This is a genomic window from Streptomyces cinerochromogenes (assembly GCF_014648635.1).
In the GTDB taxonomy this organism is placed as follows: domain Bacteria; phylum Actinomycetota; class Actinomycetes; order Streptomycetales; family Streptomycetaceae; genus Streptomyces; species Streptomyces cinerochromogenes.
The window spans coordinates 235904-261238 of sequence record NZ_BMRM01000001.1 but is presented as its reverse complement, the minus strand read 5'-3'; the positions used below and the strand labels follow the sequence as shown (position 1 = coordinate 261238).

The 25335-nt window shown below is 73.3% G+C and carries 18 protein-coding genes, 3 tRNA genes and 1 pseudogene; 11 read left to right on the top strand and 11 right to left on the bottom strand.

All coding sequences use genetic code 11. The features are described from left to right. Window positions 1-96: 96 nt before the first annotated feature. A complete protein-coding gene (locus IEZ20_RS01135) occupies window positions 97-1746 on the bottom strand; it encodes a M4 family metallopeptidase (protein WP_189294156.1) in 1650 nt (549 codons plus the stop codon). Window positions 1747-1957: 211 nt separating this feature from the next. On the opposite strand from IEZ20_RS01135, the gene IEZ20_RS01130 reads away from it, so the two are divergent. Continuing rightward, window positions 1958-2359 (top strand): gamma-glutamylcyclotransferase family protein, encoded by a 402-nt coding sequence (locus IEZ20_RS01130; protein WP_229895855.1) that lies wholly within the window; start codon window positions 1958-1960, stop codon window positions 2357-2359. Between the two features lie 82 nt (window positions 2360-2441). Here the strand turns inward: IEZ20_RS01130 and IEZ20_RS01125 are convergent, their stop codons facing one another. The 4 genes from IEZ20_RS01125 to IEZ20_RS01110 all read right to left on the bottom strand — a co-directional run bounded on the left by IEZ20_RS01125 (window position 2442) and on the right by IEZ20_RS01110 (window position 7785). Continuing rightward, window positions 2442-3290, bottom strand: coding sequence for an arylamine N-acetyltransferase family protein (locus IEZ20_RS01125; RefSeq protein ID WP_189294154.1), 849 nt, complete (start codon window positions 3288-3290; stop codon window positions 2442-2444). A 56-nt stretch (window positions 3291-3346) separates the two neighbouring features. Continuing rightward, complete coding sequence (locus tag IEZ20_RS01120; RefSeq protein ID WP_189294153.1) at window positions 3347-5512, bottom strand: molybdopterin oxidoreductase family protein; 2166 nt, start codon at window positions 5510-5512, stop codon at window positions 3347-3349. 111 nt (window positions 5513-5623) lie between these two features. Continuing rightward, window positions 5624-7093: a membrane-associated oxidoreductase gene (locus IEZ20_RS01115; RefSeq protein WP_189294152.1), complete on the bottom strand. Its 1470-nt coding sequence runs from the start codon at window positions 7091-7093 to the stop codon at window positions 5624-5626. A gap of 2 nt (window positions 7094-7095) precedes the next feature. After that, complete coding sequence (locus IEZ20_RS01110) at window positions 7096-7785, bottom strand: SanA/YdcF family protein (protein WP_189294151.1); 690 nt, start codon at window positions 7783-7785, stop codon at window positions 7096-7098. A 155-nt stretch (window positions 7786-7940) separates the two neighbouring features. Here IEZ20_RS01110 and IEZ20_RS01105 point away from each other — a divergent pair, with 155 nt between their 5' ends. The 5 genes and pseudogenes from IEZ20_RS01105 (at window position 7941) to IEZ20_RS01085 (ending at window position 14775) form a co-directional block, all read left to right on the top strand. Continuing rightward, window positions 7941-8729: a sirohydrochlorin chelatase gene (locus IEZ20_RS01105; RefSeq protein ID WP_189294150.1), complete on the top strand. Its 789-nt coding sequence runs from the start codon at window positions 7941-7943 to the stop codon at window positions 8727-8729. Between the two features lie 28 nt (window positions 8730-8757). Beyond that, window positions 8758-10038, top strand: coding sequence for a deoxyguanosinetriphosphate triphosphohydrolase (locus IEZ20_RS01100; RefSeq protein WP_189294149.1), 1281 nt, complete (start codon window positions 8758-8760; stop codon window positions 10036-10038). Window positions 10039-10175: 137 nt separating this feature from the next. Beyond that, a complete protein-coding gene (locus tag IEZ20_RS01095) occupies window positions 10176-11441 on the top strand; it encodes an NAD(P)/FAD-dependent oxidoreductase (RefSeq protein ID WP_189294148.1) in 1266 nt (421 codons plus the stop codon). Window positions 11442-11488: 47 nt separating this feature from the next. Then, window positions 11489-13393 carry a DNA primase gene (gene dnaG / locus IEZ20_RS01090; RefSeq protein WP_189294147.1) on the top strand — a complete coding sequence of 635 codons (1905 nt, stop codon included), beginning with the start codon at window positions 11489-11491 and terminating at the stop codon, window positions 13391-13393. A 163-nt stretch (window positions 13394-13556) separates the two neighbouring features. Then, window positions 13557-14775, top strand: a pseudogene (locus IEZ20_RS01085) (RNA polymerase sigma factor). 6 nt (window positions 14776-14781) lie between these two features. Here IEZ20_RS01085 and IEZ20_RS01080 read toward each other — a convergent pair. The 6 genes from IEZ20_RS01080 to IEZ20_RS01055 form a co-directional block, all read right to left on the bottom strand. After that, a complete protein-coding gene (locus IEZ20_RS01080; RefSeq protein WP_189294145.1) occupies window positions 14782-16041 on the bottom strand; it encodes a hypothetical protein in 1260 nt (419 codons plus the stop codon). Between the two features lie 65 nt (window positions 16042-16106). Further along, a complete protein-coding gene (locus IEZ20_RS01075; RefSeq protein WP_189294144.1) occupies window positions 16107-16616 on the bottom strand; it encodes a SigE family RNA polymerase sigma factor in 510 nt (169 codons plus the stop codon). Window positions 16617-16799: 183 nt separating this feature from the next. Beyond that, window positions 16800-18728, bottom strand: a complete 1929-nt coding sequence (locus IEZ20_RS01070; protein WP_189294143.1) for an ABC transporter ATP-binding protein — start codon at window positions 18726-18728, stop codon at window positions 16800-16802. Further along, on the bottom strand, window positions 18728-20461 hold the full coding sequence (locus IEZ20_RS01065; RefSeq protein ID WP_189294142.1) for an ABC transporter ATP-binding protein: 1734 nt from the start codon (window positions 20459-20461) through the stop codon (window positions 18728-18730). Before IEZ20_RS01065 ends, IEZ20_RS01070 begins: the two co-directional genes overlap by 1 nt. A 100-nt stretch (window positions 20462-20561) precedes the next feature. Continuing rightward, window positions 20562-22001 carry an FGGY family carbohydrate kinase gene (locus IEZ20_RS01060; RefSeq protein WP_189294141.1) on the bottom strand — a complete coding sequence of 480 codons (1440 nt, stop codon included), beginning with the start codon at window positions 21999-22001 and terminating at the stop codon, window positions 20562-20564. A 63-nt stretch (window positions 22002-22064) separates the two neighbouring features. Continuing rightward, window positions 22065-22370 (bottom strand): YtxH domain-containing protein, encoded by a 306-nt coding sequence (locus IEZ20_RS01055; protein WP_189294140.1) that lies wholly within the window; start codon window positions 22368-22370, stop codon window positions 22065-22067. A 159-nt stretch (window positions 22371-22529) separates the two neighbouring features. Here IEZ20_RS01055 and IEZ20_RS01050 point away from each other — a divergent pair. The 5 genes from IEZ20_RS01050 to IEZ20_RS01030 all read left to right on the top strand — a co-directional run bounded on the left by IEZ20_RS01050 (window position 22530) and on the right by IEZ20_RS01030 (window position 25318). After that, window positions 22530-22602, top strand: a tRNA-Asn gene (locus IEZ20_RS01050). A 6-nt stretch (window positions 22603-22608) separates the two neighbouring features. Next, window positions 22609-22681, top strand: a tRNA-Asn gene (locus IEZ20_RS01045). Between the two features lie 187 nt (window positions 22682-22868). Next, window positions 22869-22945 (top strand) — tRNA-Ile (locus IEZ20_RS01040). A 574-nt stretch (window positions 22946-23519) separates the two neighbouring features. After that, complete coding sequence (locus tag IEZ20_RS01035) at window positions 23520-24794, top strand: M20 metallopeptidase family protein (RefSeq protein WP_189294139.1); 1275 nt, start codon at window positions 23520-23522, stop codon at window positions 24792-24794. Further along, complete coding sequence (locus IEZ20_RS01030) at window positions 24791-25318, top strand: GNAT family N-acetyltransferase (protein ID WP_189294138.1); 528 nt, start codon at window positions 24791-24793, stop codon at window positions 25316-25318. Before IEZ20_RS01035 ends, IEZ20_RS01030 begins: the two co-directional genes overlap by 4 nt. Window positions 25319-25335 lie beyond the last annotated feature (17 nt).

Below are 25335 nucleotides of genomic sequence, written 5' to 3'. Positions count from 1 at the left end.
GGCCACCGGCGCGCCGGACTAGCCCGTCCGGGCGCACCGGACGGCCGCCCCGGCGCACGGTGCTCCGGGGCGGCCGCGTCGGCTGTCCTCGCCGGCTCAGTTGACGTTGACCGCGCTCCAGGCGGCGGCCACCGCGTTGTACTCCGCGCTGTCCGCGCCGTAGAGGTCCTTGGCGGCGTTCAGGGTGGCGGTGCGGGCGCCCTTGTAGGTGGTGGAGGAGGTCATGTAGACCGTCAGCGCCCGGTACCAGATCCTGCCGACCTTGTCCCGGCCGATGCCGGTGACCGTCGAGCCGTTGTACGTCGGCGAGTCGTAGCCGACCCCGTTGATCGTCTTCGCGCCGCTGCCCTCGGCGAGCAGGTAGGCGAAGTGGTTGGCGACGCCGGAGGAGTAGTGGACGTCCAGGTTCCCGACCGAGGAACTCCAGTAGTCCGCCGAACTGCCGTCCTTGGACGGCTTGTCCATGAAGCGCAGCGCCGCCTTGCCGAAGCCGGGCTTCACGATCTTCTCGCCGATGAGGTAGTCACCGGAGTCGGAGGAGTTGTCCGCGTACCACTCGACCATCGTGCCGAGGATGTCCGAGGTGGCCTCGTTGAGCCCGCCGGACTCGCCGGAGTACGTCAGCGCCGCCGTCTTCGACGTCACGCCGTGGGTCATCTCGTGCCCGGCGACGTCGAGGGCGACCAGCGGTCCGAAGGTGGTCCCGTCACCGTCGCCGTACGTCATGCAGAAGCAACTGTCGTCCCAGAAGGCGTTGTTGTAGTTGCTGCCGTAGTGGACGCGGTTGTACGAGCCCTTGCCGTCGCCGGCGATGCCGTTGCGGCCGTGGATGTTCTTGTAGTAGTCCCAGGTCTCGTCGGTGCCGTACTGGGCGTCGACGGCGGCGGAGGCGCGGTCCGCGGTGGTGCCCGTGCCCCAGTGGTTGTCGGCGTCCCCGAACAGGGTCGCGGGGGCGCGGCTGAAGCAGATCCCGAAGACGCACAGGTCGGTCTTGTTCTCGGCGTCACCGGTGTAGGTGTTGCCGCGCGTCGGGTCCTTGAGCTGGTACGACGACCCGGACTGGGTGGTCTCCAGCGGTACCGTCCCGCTGTAGAGGGCCTTGCCGTCGCCGGTGGCCGTCTCGATGCTGTCCCAGGCGTCGATCCGGGCGCCGGTGCGCGCGTCGGTCAGCACGGTCCGGGCGACGGGGTTGCCGAGCGAGTCCAGGCCGGCCGCGTTGGTGCGCCAGGCGAGCTTCGGGCCGCCGTGCAGGGCGTCGACGACCAGCTCCGGCTTGGCCTTGACCTGCTTCAGTGCCGTACCGGGGGTGGCCGCGCGCAGGGCGTTCACGGCGAGACCGGCGGCCTTGGGGCCGGAGACCCGCGGGGTGACGGAGGGCAGGGAGATCGCCTGCCGGGTGGCGCGGTCGGCGCCGCGGTAGCCGCCGTCGGGGGCCAGGTGGACGACGAAGTCGCCGCCCACGACCGGGAGTCCGCGGTAGGTGCGGTCGTAGCGGACGTGCTGGGTGCCGTCCCTGTCCACGATCACGTCACGGACGCTGGTGTCCTGGGGGGAGGTGAGGCCCAGGGCGGTGGCGTGGGCGAGAAGCGCCGACGCCGCGTTCTCGATCGCGGTGGCCCGGGTCGGTCTGCCGTCGGCGTGGGCGGCGGGGGAGAGGCTGACGGCCAGCAGGGTCGCGGTGGTGAGTGCGACACCGGCGGTGGCCGTGCGACGGGTTCCTCGGACGTGCTGCCGTATCCGGCTCATCTGTCTCCTCGGGGAGGCGCCAGGCTGGGCGTGGGGGTGGCGCTGGTCCCCGAGATTTAAGTGCCCATGACATGTCATGTCCATAGGGCCTTCATGGAGATGTGTGGGGAGCGGGCGAGGGTACAGAATCGTTTCCGTGATCGCCGAGGACCGCTCCCGCGAAGACGCCCGCGAGGACACCCACGAGGACTCCCGCGAAGACGCCCGCCCCCTGCCCTTCTTCGTCTACGGCACGCTCCGCCCCGGCGAGCCCCACCACGGCCTCTTCCTGCGCGGCCGCACCCTCGCCGAGGAGCCGGGACACCTCGCCGGGGCCGTCCTGTACGACGGCCCCGGCTACCCCTACGCCGTCGAGGGGCCCGGCACCGTGCGCGGCGAGCTGGTGACCGCGCGCCCGGAGGCGTACGGGGACCTGCTCGCCGCGCTGGACCGGCTGGAGGAGTACGTGCCGGGCGACCCCCGCAACCTCTACGAACGCGCCGCCCGGGACGTCGTCCGCGCCGCCGGCGGCACCGTGCGCGCCTGGGTCTACCTCGCGGCCCCCGGCGTCGCCGCCCGGCTGCGCGAGACCGGCACCCGCATCCCGGACGGCGACTGGCTCTCCCGCCGCTGACCCGGTCCGGCAGCCCCGGGCCGGGCGGCCCCAGCACGGCAGTCCCAGGCAGCCTCGGCCCGGCGGCTTCCGGCCGGCAGTCTCAGCCCAGCAGCTTCAGGCCCTCCGGTACCTCGATGCCGAACTCCTCCTCCACCAGGCGCCGTGCCTCCGCCTCCTGGGTCAGGGTGCGCTCGGTCACCGTGCCGTCGGCGCGGGTCTCGGTGAACCGGGCGCCGTCCAGAGCGAGATGGCGCTCGGCGGTGGTCCGCTGGAGGTAGGGACGGCGGGTGAACGGGGAGCGCGGATGCGTCCCGACGAACCAGTTGAACACCTCGAAGTCCGGTGCGGCGAACGGCTCCTGGGTGAACGCGTACTGCCCGGCCCAGACCCCGTCCCGGGCGTCGTAGGCCTGCAGCTCCCACAGCTCCAGCGGTCCCTCGTGCGGCAGCCGCGCCAGCCGGTGCCGGCGGCCCGCGCCCTCGAACCCGGTGCCGGTCACCAGCGGTACCGGCAGCAGCAGCGCCCCGGGCGCGCCGAAGCCGACGTCCGCCAGGTACGGCCGCGGTTCGCCCGGCACCTCGACCCGGAGCATCGCGTGGGTCCGCGGCCGGCTCTCCGGTGTGCCGGCGCCCACCACCACGCGGCCGGCCAGCGGGGTCACCCGGAAACCGAGCGCCTCCAGCGCCAGCCGGAGCAGGGTGTTGTGCTCGTAGCAGTAGCCGCCGCGCCGGCCGTGGATCATCTTCGCCATCAGGTCGGCGGGCGCCAGCGAGGGGGCCGTGCCCCGCACCGGGTCCAGGTTCTCGAAGGGCAGCGACAGCGCGTGCGCCAGGTGCACGCCCCGCAGGGTGGCGAGGTCGGCCCGCCGCTCGCCCTCCCAGCCGATGCGGTCGAGATAGGCGTCCAGGTCGTACGAGGGGGTCTGCTCGGTGTCGTCGGTGTCGGACATGCCCCGAACCTATGCGAGCCCCGCAGCCCGCGCCGCGTCCGGCGGACGGAACCGCGCTACTCCCCCGGCCCCAGGACCTCCACCCGCACCGCGCACGACTTGAACTCCGGCATCCGGGACGTCGGGTCCAGGGCCGGGTTGGTGAGCGTGTTGGCGCGGCCCTCGCCCGGCCAGTGGAAGGGCATGAACACGGTGTCCGGCCGGATGGCGGTCGTGATCCGGGCCGGTGCCACGGCCCGGCCGCGCCGGGACACCACCGCCACCCGGTCGCCGTCCGCCGCGCCGAGGCGGGCCGCCAGCCGCGGATGCAGCTCCACGAACGGTCCGGGCGCCGCCGCGTTCAGCTCGGCCACGCGCCGGGTCTGTGCCCCCGACTGGTACTGCGACACGACCCGCCCGGTGGTCAGCAGCAGCGGGTACGCGGCATCCGGCTCCTCCGCGGTCGGCCGGTGCACCACGGGCACGAACCGGGCCCGGCCGTCGGGGGTGGGGAAGCGGTCGAGGAAGAGGCGGGGGGTGCCGGGGTGCGCGGCGCCGGCGTCGGCCGCCGGGTCGTCGGGCAGCGCGTCCAGGGCCGCGTCCTCGCCGTCGGCCGCACCGGTACCCCGCGGCCCCGGCTGCTCCGGGCACGGCCAGAAGACGCCGTTCTCCTCGGCCAGGCGGCGGTAGGTGATGCCCGAGTAGTCGGCGGGGCCGCCGGCGCTGGCGCGGCGGAGCTCCCCGAAGACCTCCTCCGGGTCGGTCGGGAAGCCCTTCTCCACGCCGAGGCGGGCGGCCAGCTCGTGCAGGACGTACAGGTCGCTGCGGACGCCGGGCGGCGGGGTGACGGCCTGGCGGCGCAGCAGCACACGACCCTCCAGGCTGGTCGTCGTGCCCGTCTCCTCCGCCCACTGGGTGACCGGCAGCACGACGTCCGCCAGCTGCGCCGTCTCCGACAGGACGACGTCGGCCACCGCGAGGAAGTCCAGTGAGCGCAGGCGCTGTTCGACGTGGGCGGCGCGCGGGGCCGACACCACCGGGTTGGAGCCCATCAGCAGCAGCGCCCGGACGTCCGTGCCGAGGGCGTCGAGGAGTTCGTACGCGCTGCGCCCGGGACCGGGCAGGCTGTCCGGGTCCACGCCCCACACCCCGGCCACGTGCCGGCGCGCCGCCGGGTCGTCCAGCTTGCGGTAGCCGGGCAACTGGTCGGCCTTCTGGCCGTGTTCGCGTCCGCCCTGGCCGTTGCCCTGCCCGGTCAGGCAGCCGTACCCGGACAGCGGGCGGCCCGGACGCCCCGTCGCCAGGCACAGGTTGATCCACGCGCCCACCGTGTCCGTGCCCTTGGACTGCTGCTCCGGGCCGCGGGCGGTGAGCACCATCGCCGACTCCGGCGCGCAGAACATCCGGACCGCATCGCGCAGTTGCGGCACCGGTACCCCGGTGATGCGCTCCACGTACTCCGGCCAGTGCGCCATCGCCGCGGCCCGGGCCTCCTCCCACCCCGTGGTCCGCTCCCGGATGTACTCCTCGTCCGTGCGCCCCTCCGCCACCACCAGGTGCAGCAGGCCGAGGGCGAGGGCCAGGTCGGTGCCGGGGCGGGGCGCGAGGTGCAGGTCCGCCTGCTCCGCCGTCCTCGTGCGGCGCGGGTCGACGACGATCAGCGTGCCGCCGTTGTCCCGCAGCTCCGTGAAGAAGCGCAGCGACGGCGGCATGGTCTCGGCCGGGTTGGACCCCACGAGGATCACACACCCGGTCTTCGGGACGTCCTCCAGCGGGAACGGCAGGCCCCGGTCGAGACCGAACGCCCTGGTGCCGGCCGCCGCGGCCGACGACATGCAGAACCGGCCGTTGTAGTCGATCTGCGAGGTCCCCAGCACGACCCGCGCGAACTTGCCGAGCGTGTACGCCTTCTCGTTGGTCAGCCCGCCCCCGCCGAACACGCCGAGCGCGTCCGCGCCGTACCGCTCCCGGACCGCGGAGAGCCGCTCGGCGATCCGGTCCAGCGCCTCGGTCCAGCCCGCCTCCACCAGCCGGCCGCCCTCCCGCACCAGCGGCGCGGTCAGCCGCAGGGCCGGGGACAGCACCTCGGCCGCCGCACGGCCCTTGCCGCACAGCGCGCCCCGGTTGACGGGGAAGTCCGGACGCTCGGTGACCTCGACACCCCCCTGGGGCAGGGGCGTGATGTTCATCCCGCACTGCAGGGCGCAGTACGGGCAGTGGGTGGGCGTCGAGGTGTTCTCCATACCGTCCAGCGTGCGTCGGGCGTGTTACGCCCCCGTGCCGCATCCGGTTACGCCCCCGGCACGGCGACCTCCCCGCCGCTCGGGTCCCGCCGTGAGGTCCCCGGGGCGCGCCTACTGGCGGCTCAGGGACCGGGTGACACCCGCCGCGATCGTGGTGGCGAGCACCCAGCCGGTGGCGATCAGCAGGTACGACAGCCACTGGTACCAGCCGCGCGGCGCGAAGGCGCCCTGCTGGCCGAAGTCGACGATCGGCAGCAGCAGGTCGAGGGCGTAGACGAGCGGGTTGAACGCCGGGGCCTCCGAGGGCTTGAGCGCCGGCGGACGGTGCAGGGCGAACGCGAGCGTGCCGGTGCACAGCAGCATCAGCAGCCAGCCCGCGGCCCGCATCGGACGGAAGCCGTAGCCGACGGCCGCGTCCTGCACACAGCCCCACACCCGGGCGTACGGCGGCAGGGTGCGGCGGTGGCGGCGGAGCCTGGCCAGCTGGACGGTGCGCGCGGCCGCGTCGTCGCCGACCGCGCGGTAGGCGGTGGCCAGCTGCTCGTAGGGCTGCGGGAGATATCCGGCAGGTTCGCGTTCCAGCAGCTCAAGGCGTTGTGCGGCCGGGAGGTGCGGGGTCAGCGCGCGGTAGGTGAGCCCGTCGGTCGCGACCTCGGGCGGCCACACCTCGGGCGGCACGTGCACCAGGTCGAGCCGGGCACGGCGCAGATTGACGGATCCCTCCATGGGCGCCGCGTCCCGCAGCCACAGCTCGCCGATCACGGCGCTGCTGGCGCGCAGCGCCTGTCCGCCCGGGTGGGACAGACGGGCATGGGCGAGATTGAGCTGCCGGGGGATCCGCGCACCGCCCAGGTTCACCCGGCCCCGGACCCGCAGCCGCATGGCGTGCAGGTCGGTGCCGACCGTCAGGACCTCGGCGTGCAGCGCGGTCTGTCCGGGGGCGGTCAGCTCCGCGTCGTCGAGGTTCACCTGGTTGCGGACGACCGCCCCGTTCAGGTGGACCCTTCCGTGCGCCACCAGGCCCGGGGCCCACACGTCCGTGCCGACCTCGGCGTGGTTGAGCTGGAGCACGGGCTCCTCGGGCACCTCGCCGGGCCTGCCGAGCCGCGCACCGTTCGCGAAGAACGCCCCGGCCAGCTTCGCCCCCTGCAGCCGCACCGGGCCCGTGAAACGGCAGCAGGTGATCCGCACCACCCCTTCGGCACGCAGGTTCCCGGCCGTCAGCCCCGGCAGCGCCGAGTCGCTCAGGACCAGCGCGCCGACCTGCGCCCCGTACAGGTCGGGCGGCTCCTCGAAGTGGCAGGAGCGCAGCCGGACCGGGTGGCCCACCGTGCCGTACTTGAGATCCAGGCGCCCGGTGATCCGCGCGCCCGTCACCTTCAGGCCGGCGATCCGTCCCTCCCGCACCGGCCCGTCCAGCAGCAGCTCCCGCAGCACGTCCGCGCGCAGGGTGCGCTCCGGCCCCCAGGAGCCGCCCCGCTCGGGATCCTCGTCGTCGCTCCGACGGAAGTCGACGCCCTCGCCGAGCGGGAACGCCTCCAGGACGCGGCGCTCGGCGGGCGTCAGCCCGGTGGTCTCCATGCTCAGTCCCGGCCCCCCGCCAGTGCCCTGGCGACCCCCGGTTCCCTCGGCCCCAGGAACCGCGGATCCGGCCGCAGCACCGCGTCCAGCGCCGCCTTGCCCGCCGCGAACACCTCGCGGGTCCCGCCGTAGTACCAGGTCACGTCGTGCTTCGCGTCGACTCCGACGCCGTACGACGCGATCCCCGCCGCCTCGCACAGCGCCACCGCCCGCCGGATGTGGAACCCCTGGCTGATCAGCACGGCCCGGTCGACGCCGAAGATCCTCTTCGCCCGGACGCAGGAGTCCCAGGTGTCGAACCCGGCGTAGTCGCTGACGATCCGCGCGTCCGGCACCCCGTGCTTCGTGAGGTACGCGCGCATGGCGTCGGGCTCGTCGTAGTCCTCCCGGCTGTTGTCCCCGGTGACCAGGACGACCTCGATCCGCCCCGCCCGGTACAGCTTCGCCGCCGCGTCCAGCCGGTGCGCGAGGTACGGCGACGGCTCCCCCTGCCACAGCCCGGCCCCGAACACCACGGCGACCTCGGTGCGCGGAACGTCCGCCGTCGTCCGCAGCCGGTCCGCCGTGGACACGTACAGCCAGGCCGACGGCAGCAGCGCCAGCACACACCCGGCCATCACGGCCTGCACCAGCCGCCGCTGCCCGGCCCGCGTGCGCGGCCACCGCAGCCATCGCGGCCGACGGATCCCCATACGGTCCCCCTCCGTGATCGCCTCCGACCATGGAGGACGCCGGCGACGCCGGTCCGGTTCGCCTCACACCGCGCGGGCGTCCGAGGTGAACCCACGGAAAACACCCGTGACGGCCGCGCAACGGGCACGCAACGCGCCCCGGTCAGGATCCTTGCATGACGGCGTCCACCCCACCCCGCACCAGCAGCCGGCTCGTCTCCCCGCTCGGCCGCCGCCGCCCGGCCCCGCCCGCCCTCGTCCTGGTCGCCCACGGCAGCCGCGACCCGCGGGCGCTGACCACCGTACGGGCCCTCATGACCCTGGTCCGCGCACGGCGTCCCGGCCTCCCCGTCCACCTGGGCCACATCGAGCTGAACGAGCCCCTGCTCCCCGGCACCCTCGCCGCCCTCGGTGACACCCCCGCCGTCCTCGTCCCGCTCCTCCTGGGCCGCGGCCACCACGTGAAGCAGGACATCCCGGAGACGGCCGCGGCGGCGTCCGCCGACACCCGCACGGCCCCGCCCCTGGGCCCCCACCCCCTCCTGGCCGCGGCCCTGCACGCGCGCCTGCTGGAGGCCGGCTGGCCGGCCGCGATGGACGGCACCGCCCGCCGCTCGACCGCGGTCGTCCTCGCCGCGGCCGGTTCCCGCGACCCCGACTCGGCCGCCGACACCCGCCGCACGGCCCGCCTCCTCTCCGCCCGCCTGGGTGTCCCGGTGGTCCCCGCGTACGCCTCGGCGGCGACGCCGACGGTGCCGGCCGCTGTGCGCGCCCTGGCGGCGAGGGGCCGTCACCGGGTGGCGGTGGCTTCGTGTTTCACGGCCCCGGGGCGCTTCGCGGCACAGTGCGCCGAGGCAGCGCCGTGGATCGCGTCGGCCCCCCTCGGAGCCCAGGACGCGATGGCCCGCCTGGTCCTGCACCGCTACGACCAGAGCCTGTCGACGAGGTCGGCCGAAGCCGCCTGAGCGGCACGGGGTGGCTTACTGTCGACTCATGGAAGGCACCGCACTCTCCACGGCGTACGACCCGGCGTCGGTCGAACGCTGGGCGCCCGAACCCGACAAGCGCCCCGGCCGTACCGCCTTCCAGCGCGACCGCGCCCGCGTCCTGCACTCGGCCGCCCTGCGCCGCCTCGCGGGCAAGACGCAGGTGGTGGCCCCGGGAACCAGGAGCCAGATGTGGGACGCCAGTCCCCGGACCCGCCTCACCCACTCCCTCGAATGCGCCCAGGTGGGCCGGGAGCTGGGCGCGGCCCTCGGCTGCGACCCGGACCTGGTGGAGGCGGCCTGCCTCTCGCACGACCTCGGTCATCCGCCCTTCGGGCACAACGGCGAACAGGCCCTGAACGAGTTCGCCGACGACTGCGGCGGCTTCGAGGGCAACGCCCAGTCCCTGAGGCTCCTCACCCGCATCGAGCCGAAACGGTTCACTCCGGAGGGGTCCGTCGGCCTGAACCTCACCCGCGCCACCCTCGACGCCGCCACCAAGTACCCCTGGCCGCGCGGCACGCACCCCACCGACCCGGCGTCGGGCAAGTTCGGCGTGTACGAGGACGACCGCCCGGTGTTCGACTGGGTCCGGGCGTACGCCCCCGCCACCCGCACCTGCTTCGAGGCGCAGGTCATGGACTGGTCGGACGACGTGGCGTACTCGGTGCACGACGTCGAGGACGGACTGCACGCCGGCCACATCGACCCCAACTGCCTGCACGCGGAGCCGGAACGGCAGGCGGTGTTCGCGGTCGCCGTCGGCCGGTACGTGCCCGCGGACACCGACCCGGCGGAACTCGCCGCCGCCCTGGACCGCCTCCAGGACGAGGAGTGGTGGCCGCACGGCTACGACGGCACGGCCGTGGCACAGGCCCGGCTGAAGGACGCCACCAGCCAGCTCATCGGGCGGTTCTGCCTGGCCGCCGAGGGCGCCACGCGCGCCGCGTGGGGGCACCGCCCGGGCCGGCTCACCCGCTACGGCGCCGAACTCGTCGTACCGCGCGAGACCCGCATGGAGTGCGCGGTGCTCAAGGCGGTCGCGGTCCGGTACGTGATGCAGCGCGCGGAGCAGGAGCGGCTGCGCGCCGACCAGCGGGTGATCGTCGCGGAGCTGGCCGAGGCGCTGACCGCCCGCGCGCCCGAGGGCCTCGACCCCCAGTTCCGGGCGCTGTTCGACGCGGCGGCCGACGACCGGGCGCGCAAGCGGGTGATCGTCGACCAGATCGCCTCCCTCACCGACGCCTCCGCGCTCTCGCTGCACGCGAGACTGACGGGGCATATGTGAGAGGAACATGACCGGCCGTGGCCTGATCGGGTCACACCCTCTTCCCGCGGCACGCCGGGTGCGGGACGCTCGCATGTGGCGGCACCCGCCGTGTTCTCTGGGGAGACACCCCCCAGACCCCCCGTAGGAGGCATCAAGTGGTCGACGCGGACCAGACATTCATCATCGTCGGAGGCGGTCTCGCCGGCGCGAAGGCGGCCGAGACGCTCCGCGCGGAGGGCTTCAGCGGCCGGGTGATACTGATCTGCGACGAACGCGACCACCCGTACGAGCGCCCGCCGCTGTCCAAGGGCTACCTCCTCGGCAAGGAGGAGCGCGACAGCGTCTTCGTGCACGAACCCGCCTGGTACGCGCGGAACGACATCGAGCTGCACCTCGGACAGACCGTGGACCGGATCGACCGTACGGCGAAGACGGTCCGCTTCGGTGACGACGGCACCCTCGTCCGCTACGACAAGCTGCTCCTGGTCACCGGTGCCGAGCCGCGCCGCCTGGACATCCCCGGCACGGACCTGGCGGGCGTCCACCACCTGCGCCGCCTCGCGCACGCCGAGCGCCTCAAGGGCGTCCTGCACCACCTCGGCCAGGAGAACGGGCACCTGGTGATCGCGGGCGCCGGCTGGATCGGCCTGGAGGTCGCGGCGGCGGCCCGCGAGTACGGCGCCGAGGTCACGGTGATCGAACCGGAGCCGACCCCGCTGCACGGTGTCCTCGGCCCCGAGCTGGGCAACGTCTTCGCCCAGCTGCACCGCGAGCACGGCGTCCGCTTCCGCTTCGGCGTGCGGCTCACCGAGATCGTCGGCCAGGACGGCATGGTCCTCGCGGCCCGCACGGACGACGGCGAGGAGCACCCGGCACACGACGTCCTCGCGGCGATCGGCGCGGCACCGCGGGCGGCGCTCGCGGAGGCGGCGGGCCTGGAGATCGCCGACCGGGCGCACGGCGGCGGCATCGTCGTCGACGAACGGCTGCGCACGTCCGACCCCGACATCTACGCGGCCGGCGACGTGGCGTCCTTCCCGCTGCCCCTGTTCGGCACCCGGCTGCGGGTGGAGCACTGGGCGAACGCCCTGAACGGAGGCCCGGCGGCGGCCCGCGCGATGCTCGGCCGGGACGTCACCTACGACCGGGTGCCGTACTTCTTCACCGACCAGTACGACCTGGGCATGGAGTACAGCGGCTGGGCGCCGCCGGGGGCGTACGACGAGGTGGTGATCCGGGGCGACGCCGCCAAACGGGAGTTCATCGCGTTCTGGGTGAAGGAGGGACGCGTGCTGGCCGGGATGAACGTGAACGTGTGGGATGTCACAGAGCAGATCCAGAACCTCATCCGTTCCCGGTCCCGGGTGAACAGCGAGGCCCTCTCCGACCCGCACGTACCCCTGGACGGCCTCGCCTCCTGATCTCCCGGAGCACCGGGACCGTCACCGCGCCCCCGTAGACTTCATCCGTGGCAGGACGGATCAACGACGAGGACGTGAAGGCGGTACGGGACGCGGTCCCGATCGACGCCGTGGTCTCCGAGTACCTCCAGCTGCGCAACGCGGGCGGCGGCAACCTCAAGGGCCTGTGCCCGTTCCACGACGAGAAGTCGCCGTCCTTCCAGGTCAGCCCCAGCAAGGGACTCTTCCACTGCTTCGGCTGCCAGGAGGGCGGCGACACCATCACCTTCGTGATGAAGGTGGACCACCTCTCCTTCTCGGAGGCGGTCGAGCGGCTGGCCGCGCAGGCCGGCATCACGCTGCGGTACGAGGAGGGCGGGTACAACCCGGCGCACCAGCGCGGCGAGCGGATCCGCCTGGTCGAGGCGCACAAGATCGCCGCGCAGTGGTACGCGGAGCAGCTCGCCACCAGCGCCGAGGCCGAGACCGGCCGGATCTTCCTCGCCGAGCGCGGGTTCGACCAGGCCGCCGCCGTCCACTTCGGCGTCGGCTACAGCCCGCAGGGCTGGGACCACCTCACCCGCTACCTGCGCGGCAAGGGCTTCACCGACAAGGAGCTGCTCGTCTCCGGCCTGGCCCAGGAGGGCCGCCGGGGCCCCATCGACCGCTTCCGGGGCCGCCTCATGTGGCCGATCCGGGACATCGGCGGCGAGGTCGTCGGCTTCGGCGCCCGGAAGCTGTACGAGGCGGACACGGGCCCGAAGTACCTCAACACCCCCGAGACGCCGATCTACAAGAAGAGCCAGGTGCTGTACGGCATCGACCTGGCGAAGAAGGAGATCGCGAAGTCCAGCCGTGCGGTGGTGGTCGAGGGCTACACGGACGTCATGGCCTGCCACCTGGCCGGGGTCACGACGGCCATCGCGACCTGCGGTACGGCCTTCGGCGGCGAGCACATCAAGATCCTGCGCCGGCTGCTCATGGACAACGGCAGCGCCCGGGTGATCTTCACCTTCGACGGTGACGCGGCCGGGCAGAAGGCCGCGCTGCGCGCCTTCGAGGACGACCAGAAGTTCGCGGCGGAGACGTACATCGCGATCGCGCCGGACGGCATGGACCCGTGCGACCTGCGCCTCGCCAAGGGCGACGAGGCGGTGGCGGACCTGGTCGAACCGCGCACGCCGCTCTTCGAGTTCGCGCTGCGCCAGATCGTGGGGCGGTACGACCTGGACACCCCGGCGGGGCGCGCCGCCGCCCTGGACGAGGCCGCGCCGATCGTCGCCAAGATCAAGAACAGTGGCGCCCAGCACGAGGTCGCCGTGGAGCTGGCCGGCATGCTCGGCATCCTCGACACCCAGTTCGTGGTCCGCCGGGTCGCCCAGCTGGCCCGCTGGGCGCGCGACGGCAAGGGCCCGCAGCAGGAGGACCGGCGCCGCCGGCCCGAGCCCCAGTGGGCCGAGGCCCCGCGCCCGGCCGGCTCCGGCCCGGCGCTCACCCTGCGCAACCCGGTGTTCGCCGCCGAACGCGAACTGCTGAAGCTCGCCCTCCAGCGTCCCGAGCTGGTCTCCCCGGCCTTCGACGCCTACGGCGTGGACGAGTTCACGGCGCCGCCGTACGCCGCCGTGCGCCAGGCCGTCGCGGAGGCGGGCGGCGCCGAGTACGGCGTCGCGGACCCGCAGGAGTACCTGGTCCGCGTCCGCGAGGCCGCACCGGACGACACGGTCCGTGCGATGGTCACCGAGCTGGCCGTGGAACCGATCCTGCGCCGCACGGTGGACGAGACCTACGCCGGCACGGTCCTCGTCCAGATCCGGCGCCGCGCCGTGGAGCGCCGCATCCGCGACATCCAGTCCCAGATGACCCGCCTCTCCACCGGCGGCGACCCCGCCCAGCTGGCCGCCGTGCAGAACGAGCTGTGGGTCCTCCAGCAGTACGACCAGGCACTGCGGGAACGGGGCGCGCAGGCGCTGTAGCGGCGGCTGCCGCGCGGGTGGGCGATGTGGAAGCGGCCCGGCGACCGCCGCCGGCCCGCGGGTGCCGACCGCACCGTCCGACGAGCTGAGTAACCGCTCCGTCACGGACTGATGCAAAAAGTCACCGCACGACCCTCGTGGCGGACTTGTGTCGTACCCCACACTGGGGGCGGTGCCCGAGCCTCGGAGCGCACGCTGCCGCACACCTTCAGCAGCGATCATCCTGGAGGTCGCCCCCCGTGCAGACCCAGACCCTCACCCAGACCCACGGCACGACCAGCGCCACCAGCACCACCGCCGACGAACCGGACGCGGAGGCGGACGTCCTCGCGGCCGTGCCCCCGCAGAGCCGTGCCGCCCTGCATCCGGAGGTCGTGCCGGGGGAGACGGCGGAGCCTCCCGCCGAGGCGCTCGCGGACGAGCCCGAGGAACCCGTCGAGGTTCCCGTCGTCACGCGCCCCGAGGCCGGCGGGCCCTCCGCCGACCTGTTCCGCCAGTACCTGCGCGAGATCGGCCGTATCCCGCTCCTCACCGCCGCCGAGGAGGTGGAACTCGCCCGCCGGGTGGAGGCGGGCCTGTTCGCGGAGGAGAAGCTCGGCAGCACCCCCGACCTGGACAGCGAGCTGGCGCTCGACCTGGACCGGCTCGTCGTCATGGGCCGGGTCGCCAAGCGGCGGCTCATCGAGGCGAACCTGCGGCTCGTCGTCTCCGTGGCCAAGCGGTACGTCGGCCGCGGCCTGACCATGCTGGACCTCGTCCAGGAGGGCAACCTCGGCCTGATCCGGGCCGTGGAGAAGTTCGACTACGCCCGCGGCTACAAGTTCTCCACCTACGCCACCTGGTGGATCCGCCAGGCCATGTCCCGGGCGCTCGCCGACCAGGCCCGCACCATCCGCGTCCCGGTCCACGTGGTGGAGCTGATCAACCGGGTCGTGCGCGTGCAGCGGCGGATGCTCCAGGAGCGGGGCTACGAGCCGACCCCCGAGGAGGTCGCCGCCCACCTGGACCTGCTGCCCGAGCGGGTCTCCGAGGTGCTGCGCCTCGCCCAGGAGCCGGTGTCGCTGCACGCCCCGGTCGGCGAGGAGGACGACGTCGCCCTCGGCGACCTCATCGAGGACGGCGACGCGACCAGCCCGGTGGAGTCCGCCTCGTTCCTGCTGCTGCGCGAGCACCTGGAGGCCGTCCTGTCCACGCTCGGCGAACGCGAGCGGAAGGTCGTCCAGCTCCGGTACGGCCTGGTCGACGGCCGCCCGCGCACCCTGGAGGAGATCGGCCGCATCTTCGGCGTGACGCGGGAACGGATACGGCAGATCGAGTCCAAGACCCTCGGCAAGCTCCGCGACCACGCCTTCGCGGACCAGCTGAGGGGCTACCTGGACTGAGGGGCCTCAGCTCCGCCAGCGCGGGTCGAGGGCGATCCCGCGGAGCTGCGCGACGGTGAGGGCCGGGGTGGCCCGGGTGGCGGAGTCGTGCTGCGTACCGGAGTTGAAGGCGCTGATGACGACCCGGAAGCCGTCCTTGCGCATCGTGTCGACGGTCCACATGACGACGCCGTCGCCGCCCTTCTCGCCGGGGCCCTGGTGCACGGCGACCCGCGTGCCGTCGGCGAGCGTCTCGTCGTCGGGGCCGAAGAGGTCGTCGCGGACCTCGTTCTGGTCCGGCTGCACGTTGACCTGCACCAGGCTCCTGCCCTTGCCGTCGTCGACGACGACGTAGGCGAAGTCGCCGTCGTCACCGCTCCTGCCGACGATCTTCAGCCGCCGGGGCAGCAGGGACAGCAGCCGGGAACGGGCGTGCAGGCCGGCGCCGGGGTCCGTGGGGTCGGCCTCGGGCCGGCGCGGGTCGTGCGGGAGGGCGTCCACGAGGGTCCGCCACTCCTCGGCCGACGCGAGCCGGGTCAGGGCGGCCGGGTCCAGCGGGGGCTCGTCCCGGCTGACGGCGACACCCTTCTCGGAGGGCGCGTTCCACTCCGACACGGCGACGTGCTGACCGGCCGGCGTGACCAGCTCCGCGGTCCACAGCTTGGTCTGCGCACGCCGGTCCGGGTACTCGTAGCCCCGCATGACCCTGATCACCGAGCCGTCCGTGAGGCGCTTCGTGACGCAGGAGTCGTACGGGACGTAGACCTTGTCCGGGCACTCGACGGCCTGCCGCGCGTCGGTCCCGCCGGGCTCCACGCGGTTGACGCTGACGGAGACGGCGGCGGCGCCGTGGCCGTCGTCGTACACGACCGAGGCGAACGGGAAGACGGCGGGCCCCTCCTCGGACCCGCGCCCCGTCTCCTCGCCGGACTTCCCCGGCGGCAGCAGCCGTTCCAGGGTCCGGATCATCTGCTCCTTGCCGACGCCCGGCGCGTGGGTCCCGGCGGGGCGCGGGCCGGCGGCGAGGGAGGACGGCTGCGGCGCGGCCGGGGAGCCGTGCCCCCACGGCACGAGGAGCGCCCCGCAGGCTCCGGCGAGCGCCACCCCGGTGACGCCGCCGACGACGGCCGCCCGGCGCCGCAGCCGCAGCCGCCGGCCCCGCAGCGCGCCGGCCGCGGCGAGCGCGCCCCGGTCGGCCTCGAAGGCGCCGCCGGCCTGGTGCAGGGCGGCGGACAGCCGGTCCTCGAAGGAGTCGCTGTGCGGGTCGCTGTGCTGGTCGTAAGGCATGGCGGAACCACCGTTTCGGCGAGGTGAGTGAAAAGGGGTCGGGTGGACGCGGGCGGACCGCGGTGTCAGGGACGGGCGTACGCGCCGACGTCCTCGCCCAGCAGCTCGCGCAGCCGGGCCAGCGCCCGCGTGCAGCGGGTCCGTACGGCGGCGGAACTCGCGTCGAGGGCATCGGCGGTCTCCTGCACGGACCGGTCCTCCCAGTACCGCAGGACGACGACCGCCCGGTCCTTCGCGGGCAGCCGCGCGAGCGCGTCGAGCAGCGTCAGCCGCAGCGGCGTGTCCCCGGCGGCGTACGCCACCTCGGGCAGCGTGCCGGTCGCCCGCTCCCCGCTGCTGCGGCGCCGCTGATGGGCGAGGAACGCGCGGGTGAGCACGGTCTGCGCGTACGCGGCCGGGTTGTCGGCCCGCGCCACGCGTCCCCAGCGGACGTAGATCCGCCCCAGCGTCTCCTGCACGAGGTCCTCGGCGAGATGCGTGTCCCCGGCGGTCAGCAGACAGGCGGCGCGATACAGATGTCCGGCCCGCACGGCCGCGAACTCCGCGTACTCCTCAGCCCTGGCCTGTCGTCCCATCTGCTCCCCTTGCATCGCGCGGCGCGTCCACCTCATTGATGCGGTGGGGGGAGGGAAATGTTTCACGGGATTTTCCGCGGATTCCCCCGGCCGCCGCTGCGACACCGGGCCGGGCGCGCGGGCCGCCCGGGCCGGTGTGCGCAACTCGCACCTCCGGTCCGGCCGGCCCCTCGGAGGGACGCTCTAGTCGACCTCGGCGACCGCCTGCGCGAACTGGGCCTTGTACAGCCGGGCGTACGCCCCGTCCGCCGCCAACAGCTCGGCGTGCGCGCCCTGTTCCACGATGGACCCGTTCTCCATCACGAGGATGGTGTCCGCGTCGCGGATCGTGGAGAGCCGGTGGGCGATCACGAACGACGTACGGCCCGCCGCCAGTTTGGCCATCGCCTTCTGGATCAGGACCTCCGTCCGCGTGTCCACGGAACTCGTCGCCTCGTCCAGCACCAGGATCACCGGGTCGGACAGGAACGCCCGCGCGATGGTGATCAGCTGCTTCTCACCGGCGCTGACGCCGGTGCCCTCGTCGTCGATCACGGTGTCGTACCCGTCGGGCAGGGTGCGGATGAACCGGTCCGCGTGCGCGGCCCGGGCCGCCTCCTCGATCTCGCCCCGGGTGACCTCGCGCGCGGCGCCGTACGCGATGTTCTCCGCGATGGTGCCGCCGAACAGCCAGGTGTCCTGGAGCACCATGCCGATACCGGACCGCAGTTCGTCCCGGGTCATCCTGCGGATGTCGACCCCGTCCAGGGTGATCCGGCCGCCCGAGACGTCGTAGAACCGCATCAGCAGGTTGACCAGCGTGGTCTTGCCCGCGCCGGTCGGGCCGACGATCGCCACCGTGTGCCCCGGCTCCACCGTCAGCGACAGGTCCTCGATCAGCGGCTTCTCGGGGTCGTACCGGAACGACACGTGCTCCAGGCGCACCCGTCCGCGCAGTTCCTCCGGCCGCTCGCCCGGCACCGGATCCGCCTCCTGCTCCTCCGCGTCCAGGAGTTCGAAGATCCGCTCGGCCGAGGCGACACCGGACTGCACCAGGTTCGCCATCGACGCCACCTGGGTCAGCGGCATCGAGAACTGCCGCGAGTACTGGATGAAGGCCTGCACGTCACCGATGGACAGAGAGCCGGACGCGACACGAAGACCGCCCACGACCGCCACCAGCACGTAGTTCAGGTTCGACACGAACATCATCAGCGGCTGCATGACACCGCTGTTGAACTGCGCCTTGAACGCGGCCTGGTACAGCGCCTCGTTCTGCTCGGCGAACTGCTGCGCCGACTCATCCTGCCGGCCGAACACCTTCACCAGGGTGTGCCCGGTGTACATCTCCTCGACGTGCGCGTTCAGCTTGCCGGTGGAGCGCCACTGCTGCACGAAGTGCGGCTGCGACCGCTTGCCGACCCGGGTGGCGACCACGAACGACAGCGGCACGGTCACCAGCGCGACCAGCGCCAGGATCCACGACACCCAGAACATCATCGCGAGGACGCCGATGATGGTCAGCACCGAGTTGATCAGCTGACCCATCGACTGCTGGAGCGTCTGCCCGATGTTGTCGATGTCGTTGGTCGCCCGGGACAGCACCTCACCGCGCTGCCGCTTGTCGAAGTACGACAGCGGCAGCCGCGACAGCTTCGTCTGCACGTCCTCCCGCAGCCGGTACATCGTGCGGTTCACGGCCCGGTTCACCAGCCGGGTCGCGATCGCCATCAGCAGGCCCGCGACCAGGAACGTGCCGAGCGCGAGGAGCAGGACGTCCCCGACGGCACCGAAGTCGATGCCCTTGCCGGGGGTGAAGTCGGTGCCCTTCAGCATGTCCGCGACCCGGCCCTGGCCGCGCTCGCGCATGGAGTCGAGCACCTGCTCCTTGCTGGCGCCGTCCGGCATCCGCCGGCCGATGATGCCGGCGAACACCAGGTCGGTGGCCCGGCCGAGGATCTTCGGGCCGATCACGTTGAGGCCCACGCTGATGACCACGCAGGCCAGCAGGCCGTAGATCGTGAACCGTTCCGGTCGGAACTGGGCGACGAGCCGTTTGCCCGACCCCTTGAAGTCCATCGAGCGCTGGTCGGGGCCGCCCCCGGCCATCATGCGTCCCATGGGCCCGGCCATCAGGCGGCCTCCGCTTCCGTCAGCTGGGAGAGCACGATCTCCCGGTAGGTCTCGTTGGATGCCATCAGCTCGGCGTGCCGGCCGGTGCCGACGACCCGGCCCTCGTCCAGCACGATGATCCGGTCCGCGTCCCGGATGGTCGCCACCCGCTGCGCGACGATCACGACGGTCGCCTCGGCGGTCTCCCGGGCGAGCGCCGCGCGCAGGGCCGCGTCGGTGGCGTAGTCGAGTGCGGAGAAGGAGTCGTCGAAGAGGTAGATCTCCGGGCGCTGCACCAGGGTGCGGGCGATGGCGAGCCGCTGCCGCTGACCGCCGGAGACATTGGTGCCTCCCTGCGCGATCGGCGCGTCCAGGCCGCCCTCCAGCCTGCTGACGAAGTCCTTGGCCTGCGCCACCTCCAGCGCGTGCCACAGCTCCTCGTCGGTGGCGTCCGGATTGCCGTAGCGAAGGTTCGTGGCGACGGTGCCCGCGAACAGGTACGGCTTCTGCGGCACCAGTCCGACGGTCTTCGCGAGCAGCCGCGGGTCGACCTCCTGGACGTTCGTTCCGTCGACGAGGACCTCGCCCTCGGTGGCGTCGAACAGCCGGGGGACGAGTCCGAGCAGCGTCGACTTGCCGCTGCCGGTGGAGCCGATCACGGCGGTCGTCTCACCCGGCCGCGCCGTCAGGTCGATGGACTTCAGCACCGGCTCCTCGGCACCCGGATAGCGGAAGCCCGCCCCCCGGATCTCCAGGTGCCCGTGCGCGCGCAGCTCGGTGACGGGAGCCTTCGGCGGCACCACGCTGGAATCGGTGTCCAGGACCTCCTGGATGCGCTCGGCGCACACCTCCGCGCGCGGCACCATCATGAACATGAAGGTGGCCATCATCACGGACATGACGATCTGCATCAGATAGGCGAGGAACGCGGTGAGGTCGCCGATCGCCATCTGGCCGCTGTCGATCCGGTGGGCGCCGAACCACACCACCGCGATGGACGACAGGTTCACCACCGTCATCACGATCGGGAACATCAGGGCGAGCATCCGGCCGGTGGCCAGCTGCATGTCGGTCAGCTCGGCGTTGGCCTTCCCGAACCGGCCCTGCTCGTACTCGTCCCGGACGAAGGCGCGGATCACCCGGTTGCCGGTGATCTGCTCGCGCAGCACCCGGTTCACCGTGTCCAGCCGGACCTGCATCGACCGGAACAGCGGACGCAGCCGGCGCACGATCAGCGTCACGGAGACGCCGAGCACCGGCACGACCGCGACCAGTACCCCCGACAGCGGCACGTCCAGGCCGAGCGCCAGCACGATCCCGCCCACGCACATGATGGGCGCCGACACCATCAGGGTGAACGTCATCAGGGCCAGCATCTGGACCTGCTGCACGTCGTTCGTCGTACGGGTGATGAGGGAGGGCGCCCCGAAGTGACCCACCTCACGCGCGGAGAAGGACTGGACCCGGTCGAAGACGGCCCCGCGCACGTCCCGGCCGAGCGCGGAGGCGGTCCGGGCACCGTAGTACACGGCACCGATGTTGCACACGACCTGCACCAGCGAGATGGCGATCATCAGGGCGCCGAAGGACAGGATGTAACCCGTGTCACCCTTCACGACACCGTTGTCGATGATGTCCGCGTTGAGAGTGGGCAGGTAGAGGGTGGCGCAGGTCTGCAGGAACTGCAGCACCACCAGCAAGGCGATGGGTTTCTTGTAGGGCCTGAGATAGGTCCGCAGAAGTCGTATGAGCACGCTACGTCTCTCGGAGTCGGCGACAGGGGCTGAACGGTTGCCCTTGGCCCCTATCGTCGGACACTCCACCCGCGTTACCTCAACCGATTAATCCCCGGGTTCAGGGCCGGAACGCCCCCGGATGCGTCTGCTCCCGCACCGCCGTGAACTGCTGCCGCACCGCCTGTCCCACGGCCAGCTCCTCACCGGGCTCCAGCACCTGCGCCGCCGCGCCCTGCCAGGCCGGCGGGGTCCGCGGGTCGAGTGCGCCCTGCGACACGCCGAGCGCCCAGGCGGCCTGCCGGGCGGCGCCGATCGCCGTGTAGTCCGCGGGCTGCGGTACGACGACCTGCGCGCCGAACAGCGACGGCGCCGAGGCCTGCACGGCGGGCAGTTCGGCGGCCGGGCCGAGCAGGAAGATCCGTCGCACCTCCACGCCCCGCCCGCGCAGCACGTCCAGCGCGTCGGCGAGCCCGCACAGCATGCCCTCGAACGCGGCCCGCGCCAGGTGCTCGGGCTTCATCGACTCGCGCCGCAGCCCCGCGAGGGTCCCCGCGGTGTGCGGCAGGTTCGGCGTCCGCTCGCCCTCCAGATAGGGCAGCAGCACCAGCCCGTGCGCGCCCGGCGTGGACTTCATGGCCAGGTCGGACAGGCTCTCCAGGTCCGGGAGGCCGAGGAGCTCGGCGGTGCCGCGCAGGGTGCGTACGGCGTTCAGGGTGGTGACGACCGGCAGGTGCATGCCGGTGGCGTCGGCGAGCGAGGTGATCATCCCGGTCTGGTCGGCGAGCGCCTCCGGGTGCACGGCCATCACGGACCCGGAGGCCCCCAGCGACACGACCGCGTCCCCGAGGCCGATCCCCAGCCCGAACGCGGCGGCCATGGTCTCCCCGGTGCCGGCGGAGATCAGCAGCCCCTCCGGGGTCGTACCGGCCGCGTCGGACGGGCCGATCACCTCCGGCAGCATCGCCTGGTGGCCGAGCGCCAGCTCGACCAGGTCGGGCCGGTAGGCACCGGTGGCCGCCGACCAGTACCCGGTGCCGGAGGCCCCGCCGCGGTCGGTGGTCCTCCGCACGGGCCGGCCGAGCAGCTGCCAGACCAGCCAGTCGTGGGCCTGGAGCAGCACGGCCGTGCGCCGCGCGTTCTCCGGCTCGGTCTTCGCGAGCCAGCGCAGCTTGGTGACCGGCTGGGCCGCCTGGGGCACGCAGCCGACGGCCTGCGCCCAGGCCTCCTTGCCGCCGAGCGCGTCCACGAGGTCGGCGGCCGCGACCTGGGCGCGCTTGTCCCCGCCGACCATGGCCGGACGGACGGTGTTGCCCTGGGCGTCCAGCGGCACGACCGCGTTCTGCTGGGACGCCACCCCGATGGCCTGCACGCCCTCCAGCAGGCCGCCGCCGGCCGCCTCCCCGAGGGAGAGCAGCCAGGCCTGCGGGTCGACGTCGCTCGGGCGTCCGTCCATCGGGTGCGGGGCGTACCCCTGCCGTAGTACGGCACCGGTGTCCGTGTCGCAGACCACGATGCGCGTGAACTCCGGTGAGCTGTCCAAGCCGGCGACTATCCCCATGCCAAGGAATTTTGCCGTATCGGCGGGGGTGACTGTGTTCCGCCGGGTGCGGGTCCCCGCCCCCTACGTGTTGCTCGTGCCCCAGTCGTCCCCGCGGCTGCCGTTGACATCGCGCTCCCGCAGGGAGCGGACCCGCTGGGCCACCGACTCCGGGACGCGGTCGCCGACCTTGTCGCTGACCGTGTGGAAGGCCTTGCCGGCGTAGACCCGGCCCTGCTGGGCCGCGCTCTCGGCGGTGTTGCGGACCGCGGGGTTCTGCGCGATCTGCCGGGCCGACTTCTTCAGCTGCTCGTAGCGCTCGCGTCCGGCCCTCGTGCCGAGTACGTAACCGAGGGACAGTCCGGCGAGGAACGTGAGCCGGTAGCGCATGGCTGCCACCCTTCCCGTGCGTAGGTCTCTGGTGCGGCGCTGGCGCCGGGGGGTACCGATTGGCGGAGCACCCCCCTGCTTGCGCTAATGTATGTGTCGCAGCGAGCGCCCGCCCCCTGGCGAATACCCGGGTAGGTACGTTCGATGCAATCGAGGCGATCCTCCGTAGCTCAATTGGCAGAGCAGCCGGCTGTTAACCGGCAGGTTACTGGTTCGAGTCCAGTCGGGGGAGCTTCGGTCCTCCGTAGCTCAATTGGCAGAGCAGCCGGCTGTTAACCGGCAGGTTACTGGTTCGAGTCCAGTCGGGGGAGCGCAGTGAACGAGGACCCCTTGGGGGTCCTTTTTCATGTCCGTTCCCTGTTCGCGGGAACCACCGCGCCCGCGGCGGTGTCCTCAAGGTCATGAGCAGCGCGGAAGCCGACCATCCGAGGCAGGAGATCGTATGAGCGGCTATGCTGCGGCAGACGGCGCGCACACTTGTACGCGACACGCCGCTATGGGGCGGTAGCTCAGCCGGTTAGAGCAGCGGACTCATAATCCGTCGGCCGTGGGTTCGAGTCCCACCCGCCCCACCAGACACTGCGGATGCAGAAGCGTTTCTATCTGCGAAGACGCAGGAACGGCGGCCACCACCCCGGGGTGGCGGCCCCGTTCGCCCCGGCGCCGTCGCCGAAGCCGTACGGCAGTCGGGTACAGCGACCACGACGGCCGGGCGGTGCCGCCGGCAGGAGACGGTCTCTCCGGTGCTCCGGGAGCCAACCCCGACGGCTCGTCCACGGACGCTGAGGGCGGGTCAGGTCACCGGACATAACGGGCACTTGCGGAGCACCGCTTGCCGAGCACGGGACCGCACCTGCGGTCGCCCCTGGACGGGGCCTCACCCCCCCGGGCCTGCGGGGTCCTCATCCGAGCATGTCAGCGCGTCGGCCCCTGGTCAGGGGGCGGAATCCGCCATCCTGTCAGCGGCCGGCCCTGTCCGAATCCCGTGCGCCGGGGTCGCCGGGGACTGTCCGGCACGGCCCTGCCGTCCCTACGGTGAGGGGGCACCGCTTCCTCGCGCTCCCCGCGATGAGGGGGTGCCGCCTCCTCGTCCGCAGTCGCTGCGGACCGCGCCGCCATCGGGCCGGGCCCGGGAAGGAGAACGGCCGCATGACACCTGCGCCCCGGACCACGCGCGGCACACCGGAGGCCGCCCCCGCCGGTGCCGTCCCCGGCTCCGGTCTGCTCGGCGAGGCCCGTCGGCTGGCTCCCGGTGCCGTGGCGCTGCGCCGCGCCCTGCACCGGGTCCCGGAGCTGGGACTCGAACTGCCGGACACCCAGCGGCTGCTCCTCGACGCGCTCGACGGGCTCGGTCTCGAGATCCGTACCGGCCGTGAGCTGTCCTCCGTCACCGCGGTCCTCGCCGGCGCGGACGACGGGCCGACGATCCTGCTGCGGGCCGACATGGACGCGCTGCCCGTCACCGAGGAGACCGGGCTGCCGTTCGCCTCGCGGACCGGCGGACTGATGCACGCCTGCGGGCACGACGTCCACGCGGCGATGCTGGTGGGCGCGGCACGGCTGCTCGCCGGGCGGCGGGACGCGCTCCCCGGGCGCGTGGTGTTCATGTTCCAGCCCGGCGAGGAGGGCCACCACGGCGCCCGGCAGATGATCGAGGAGGGCGTGCTGGAGGCGTCCGGCGTCCGGGCGGACGCCGCGTTCGCCCTGCACGTGCACCCGAACCTGCCGGCCGGGACGGTACGGCTGCGTCCCGGACCGCAGATGGCGGCCTCCGACCGGTTCCGGGTCGTGGTCCGGGGCCGCGGCGGGCACGCCTCCGCACCGCACACCGCCTGCGACCCGGTGCCGGTGGCCTGCGAGATCGTGCTCGCCCTGCAGACGGCGGTCACCCGGGGCGTGGCCGCCGACGACAGCGCCGTGCTCAGCGTGACCCGGCTGAACGCGGGCACGGCCAACGGTGTCATCCCGGACACCGCCGAACTCGCGGGCACCCTGCGCACGCTGGCCGGGCCGACCCGGCGGCGGCTGCACGAGGCGATCGACCGGGTCGCCCGGGGCGTGGCCGCCGCGCACGGGGCGACGGCGGAGGCGACCGTCGAGACCGGCTACCCGGTCACCGCCAACGACGCCGCCTTCACCGACCTCGTGCTGTCCGCCGCCGCCGACGCGCTCGGCCCCGACGCGGTGGAGGTGCTGCCCGCCCCGCTGATGACGGCGGAGGACTTCTCGTACGTGCTGCGGGCCGTCCCCGGCGCGCTGGCCTTCCTCGGCGCCTGCCCGCCGGGCACGGCGCCGCACGAGGCCCCGCCGCTGCACTCCTCCCGCATGACCGTCGACGAGGACGTGCTCGCCACGGGCATCGCCTGCGAGGCGGCCGTGGCCCTCGCCTTCCTCACCGGCCGCGCACCGGAGCCGGCCCGGTGACCGCCTACGACATACGGGCCGCCCGGCCCGGTGAGCTGGACCAGGTCGAGGCCCTGTGGCTGGAGGCGAGCCGCTGGCTGGCCGGCCGGGGTCTCGACCAGTGGCAGTCCCCGCCGCGCCGGTGGCGGATGGCGGAGTCCATCGAGGCGGGCGACTGCTACCTCGCCTTCCGGGCCGGCCGGCCCGTCGCCACGATCACCGTCCACGGGCGGGGAGACCCGGAGTGGTGGCGCCACGACGACCCGGCCTCCGCCCTGTACGTGCACGACCTCGCGGTGAGCCGGTCCGTCGCCGGCCAGGCGCTCGGCGCCCGGCTGCTGGACTGGGCGGGCGCGCTGGCGGCCCGGCGGGGCAGACGCTGGCTGCGCCTGGACGCCTGGAAGACCAACCACGCGCTGCACCGCTACTACCTGGACCAGGGTTTCGAACTCCTGCGGATCGTGGACCTTCCGCACCGCACCTCCGGTGCCCTGTTCCAGCGCCCGGCCATCCCGTCCCCCGAACCGGAGGAGAGCCGACGATGAGCGGCACGGGGCGTCCC

What these genes read in the sequence shown, in the direction of transcription:
- IEZ20_RS01135 (WP_189294156.1), bottom strand. Translation starts at nt 1,746, where the DNA reads ATGAGCCGGATACGGCAGCACGTCCGAGGAACCCGTCGCACGGCCACC.
- IEZ20_RS01125 (WP_189294154.1), bottom strand. Translation starts at nt 3,290, where the DNA reads ATGTCCGACACCGACGACACCGAGCAGACCCCCTCGTACGACCTGGAC.
- IEZ20_RS01120 (WP_189294153.1), bottom strand. Translation starts at nt 5,512, where the DNA reads ATGGAGAACACCTCGACGCCCACCCACTGCCCGTACTGCGCCCTGCAG.
- IEZ20_RS01115 (WP_189294152.1), bottom strand. Translation starts at nt 7,093, where the DNA reads ATGGAGACCACCGGGCTGACGCCCGCCGAGCGCCGCGTCCTGGAGGCG.
- IEZ20_RS01110 (WP_189294151.1), bottom strand. Translation starts at nt 7,785, where the DNA reads ATGGGGATCCGTCGGCCGCGATGGCTGCGGTGGCCGCGCACGCGGGCC.
- IEZ20_RS01105 (WP_189294150.1), top strand. Translation starts at nt 7,941, where the DNA reads ATGACGGCGTCCACCCCACCCCGCACCAGCAGCCGGCTCGTCTCCCCG.
- IEZ20_RS01100 (WP_189294149.1), top strand. Translation starts at nt 8,758, where the DNA reads ATGGAAGGCACCGCACTCTCCACGGCGTACGACCCGGCGTCGGTCGAA.
- IEZ20_RS01080 (WP_189294145.1), bottom strand. Translation starts at nt 16,041, where the DNA reads ATGCCTTACGACCAGCACAGCGACCCGCACAGCGACTCCTTCGAGGAC.
- IEZ20_RS01075 (WP_189294144.1), bottom strand. Translation starts at nt 16,616, where the DNA reads ATGGGACGACAGGCCAGGGCTGAGGAGTACGCGGAGTTCGCGGCCGTG.
- IEZ20_RS01070 (WP_189294143.1), bottom strand. Translation starts at nt 18,728, where the DNA reads ATGGCCGGGCCCATGGGACGCATGATGGCCGGGGGCGGCCCCGACCAG.
- IEZ20_RS01060 (WP_189294141.1), bottom strand. Translation starts at nt 22,001, where the DNA reads ATGGGGATAGTCGCCGGCTTGGACAGCTCACCGGAGTTCACGCGCATC.
- IEZ20_RS01055 (WP_189294140.1), bottom strand. Translation starts at nt 22,370, where the DNA reads ATGCGCTACCGGCTCACGTTCCTCGCCGGACTGTCCCTCGGTTACGTA.
- IEZ20_RS01035 (WP_189294139.1), top strand. Translation starts at nt 23,520, where the DNA reads ATGACACCTGCGCCCCGGACCACGCGCGGCACACCGGAGGCCGCCCCC.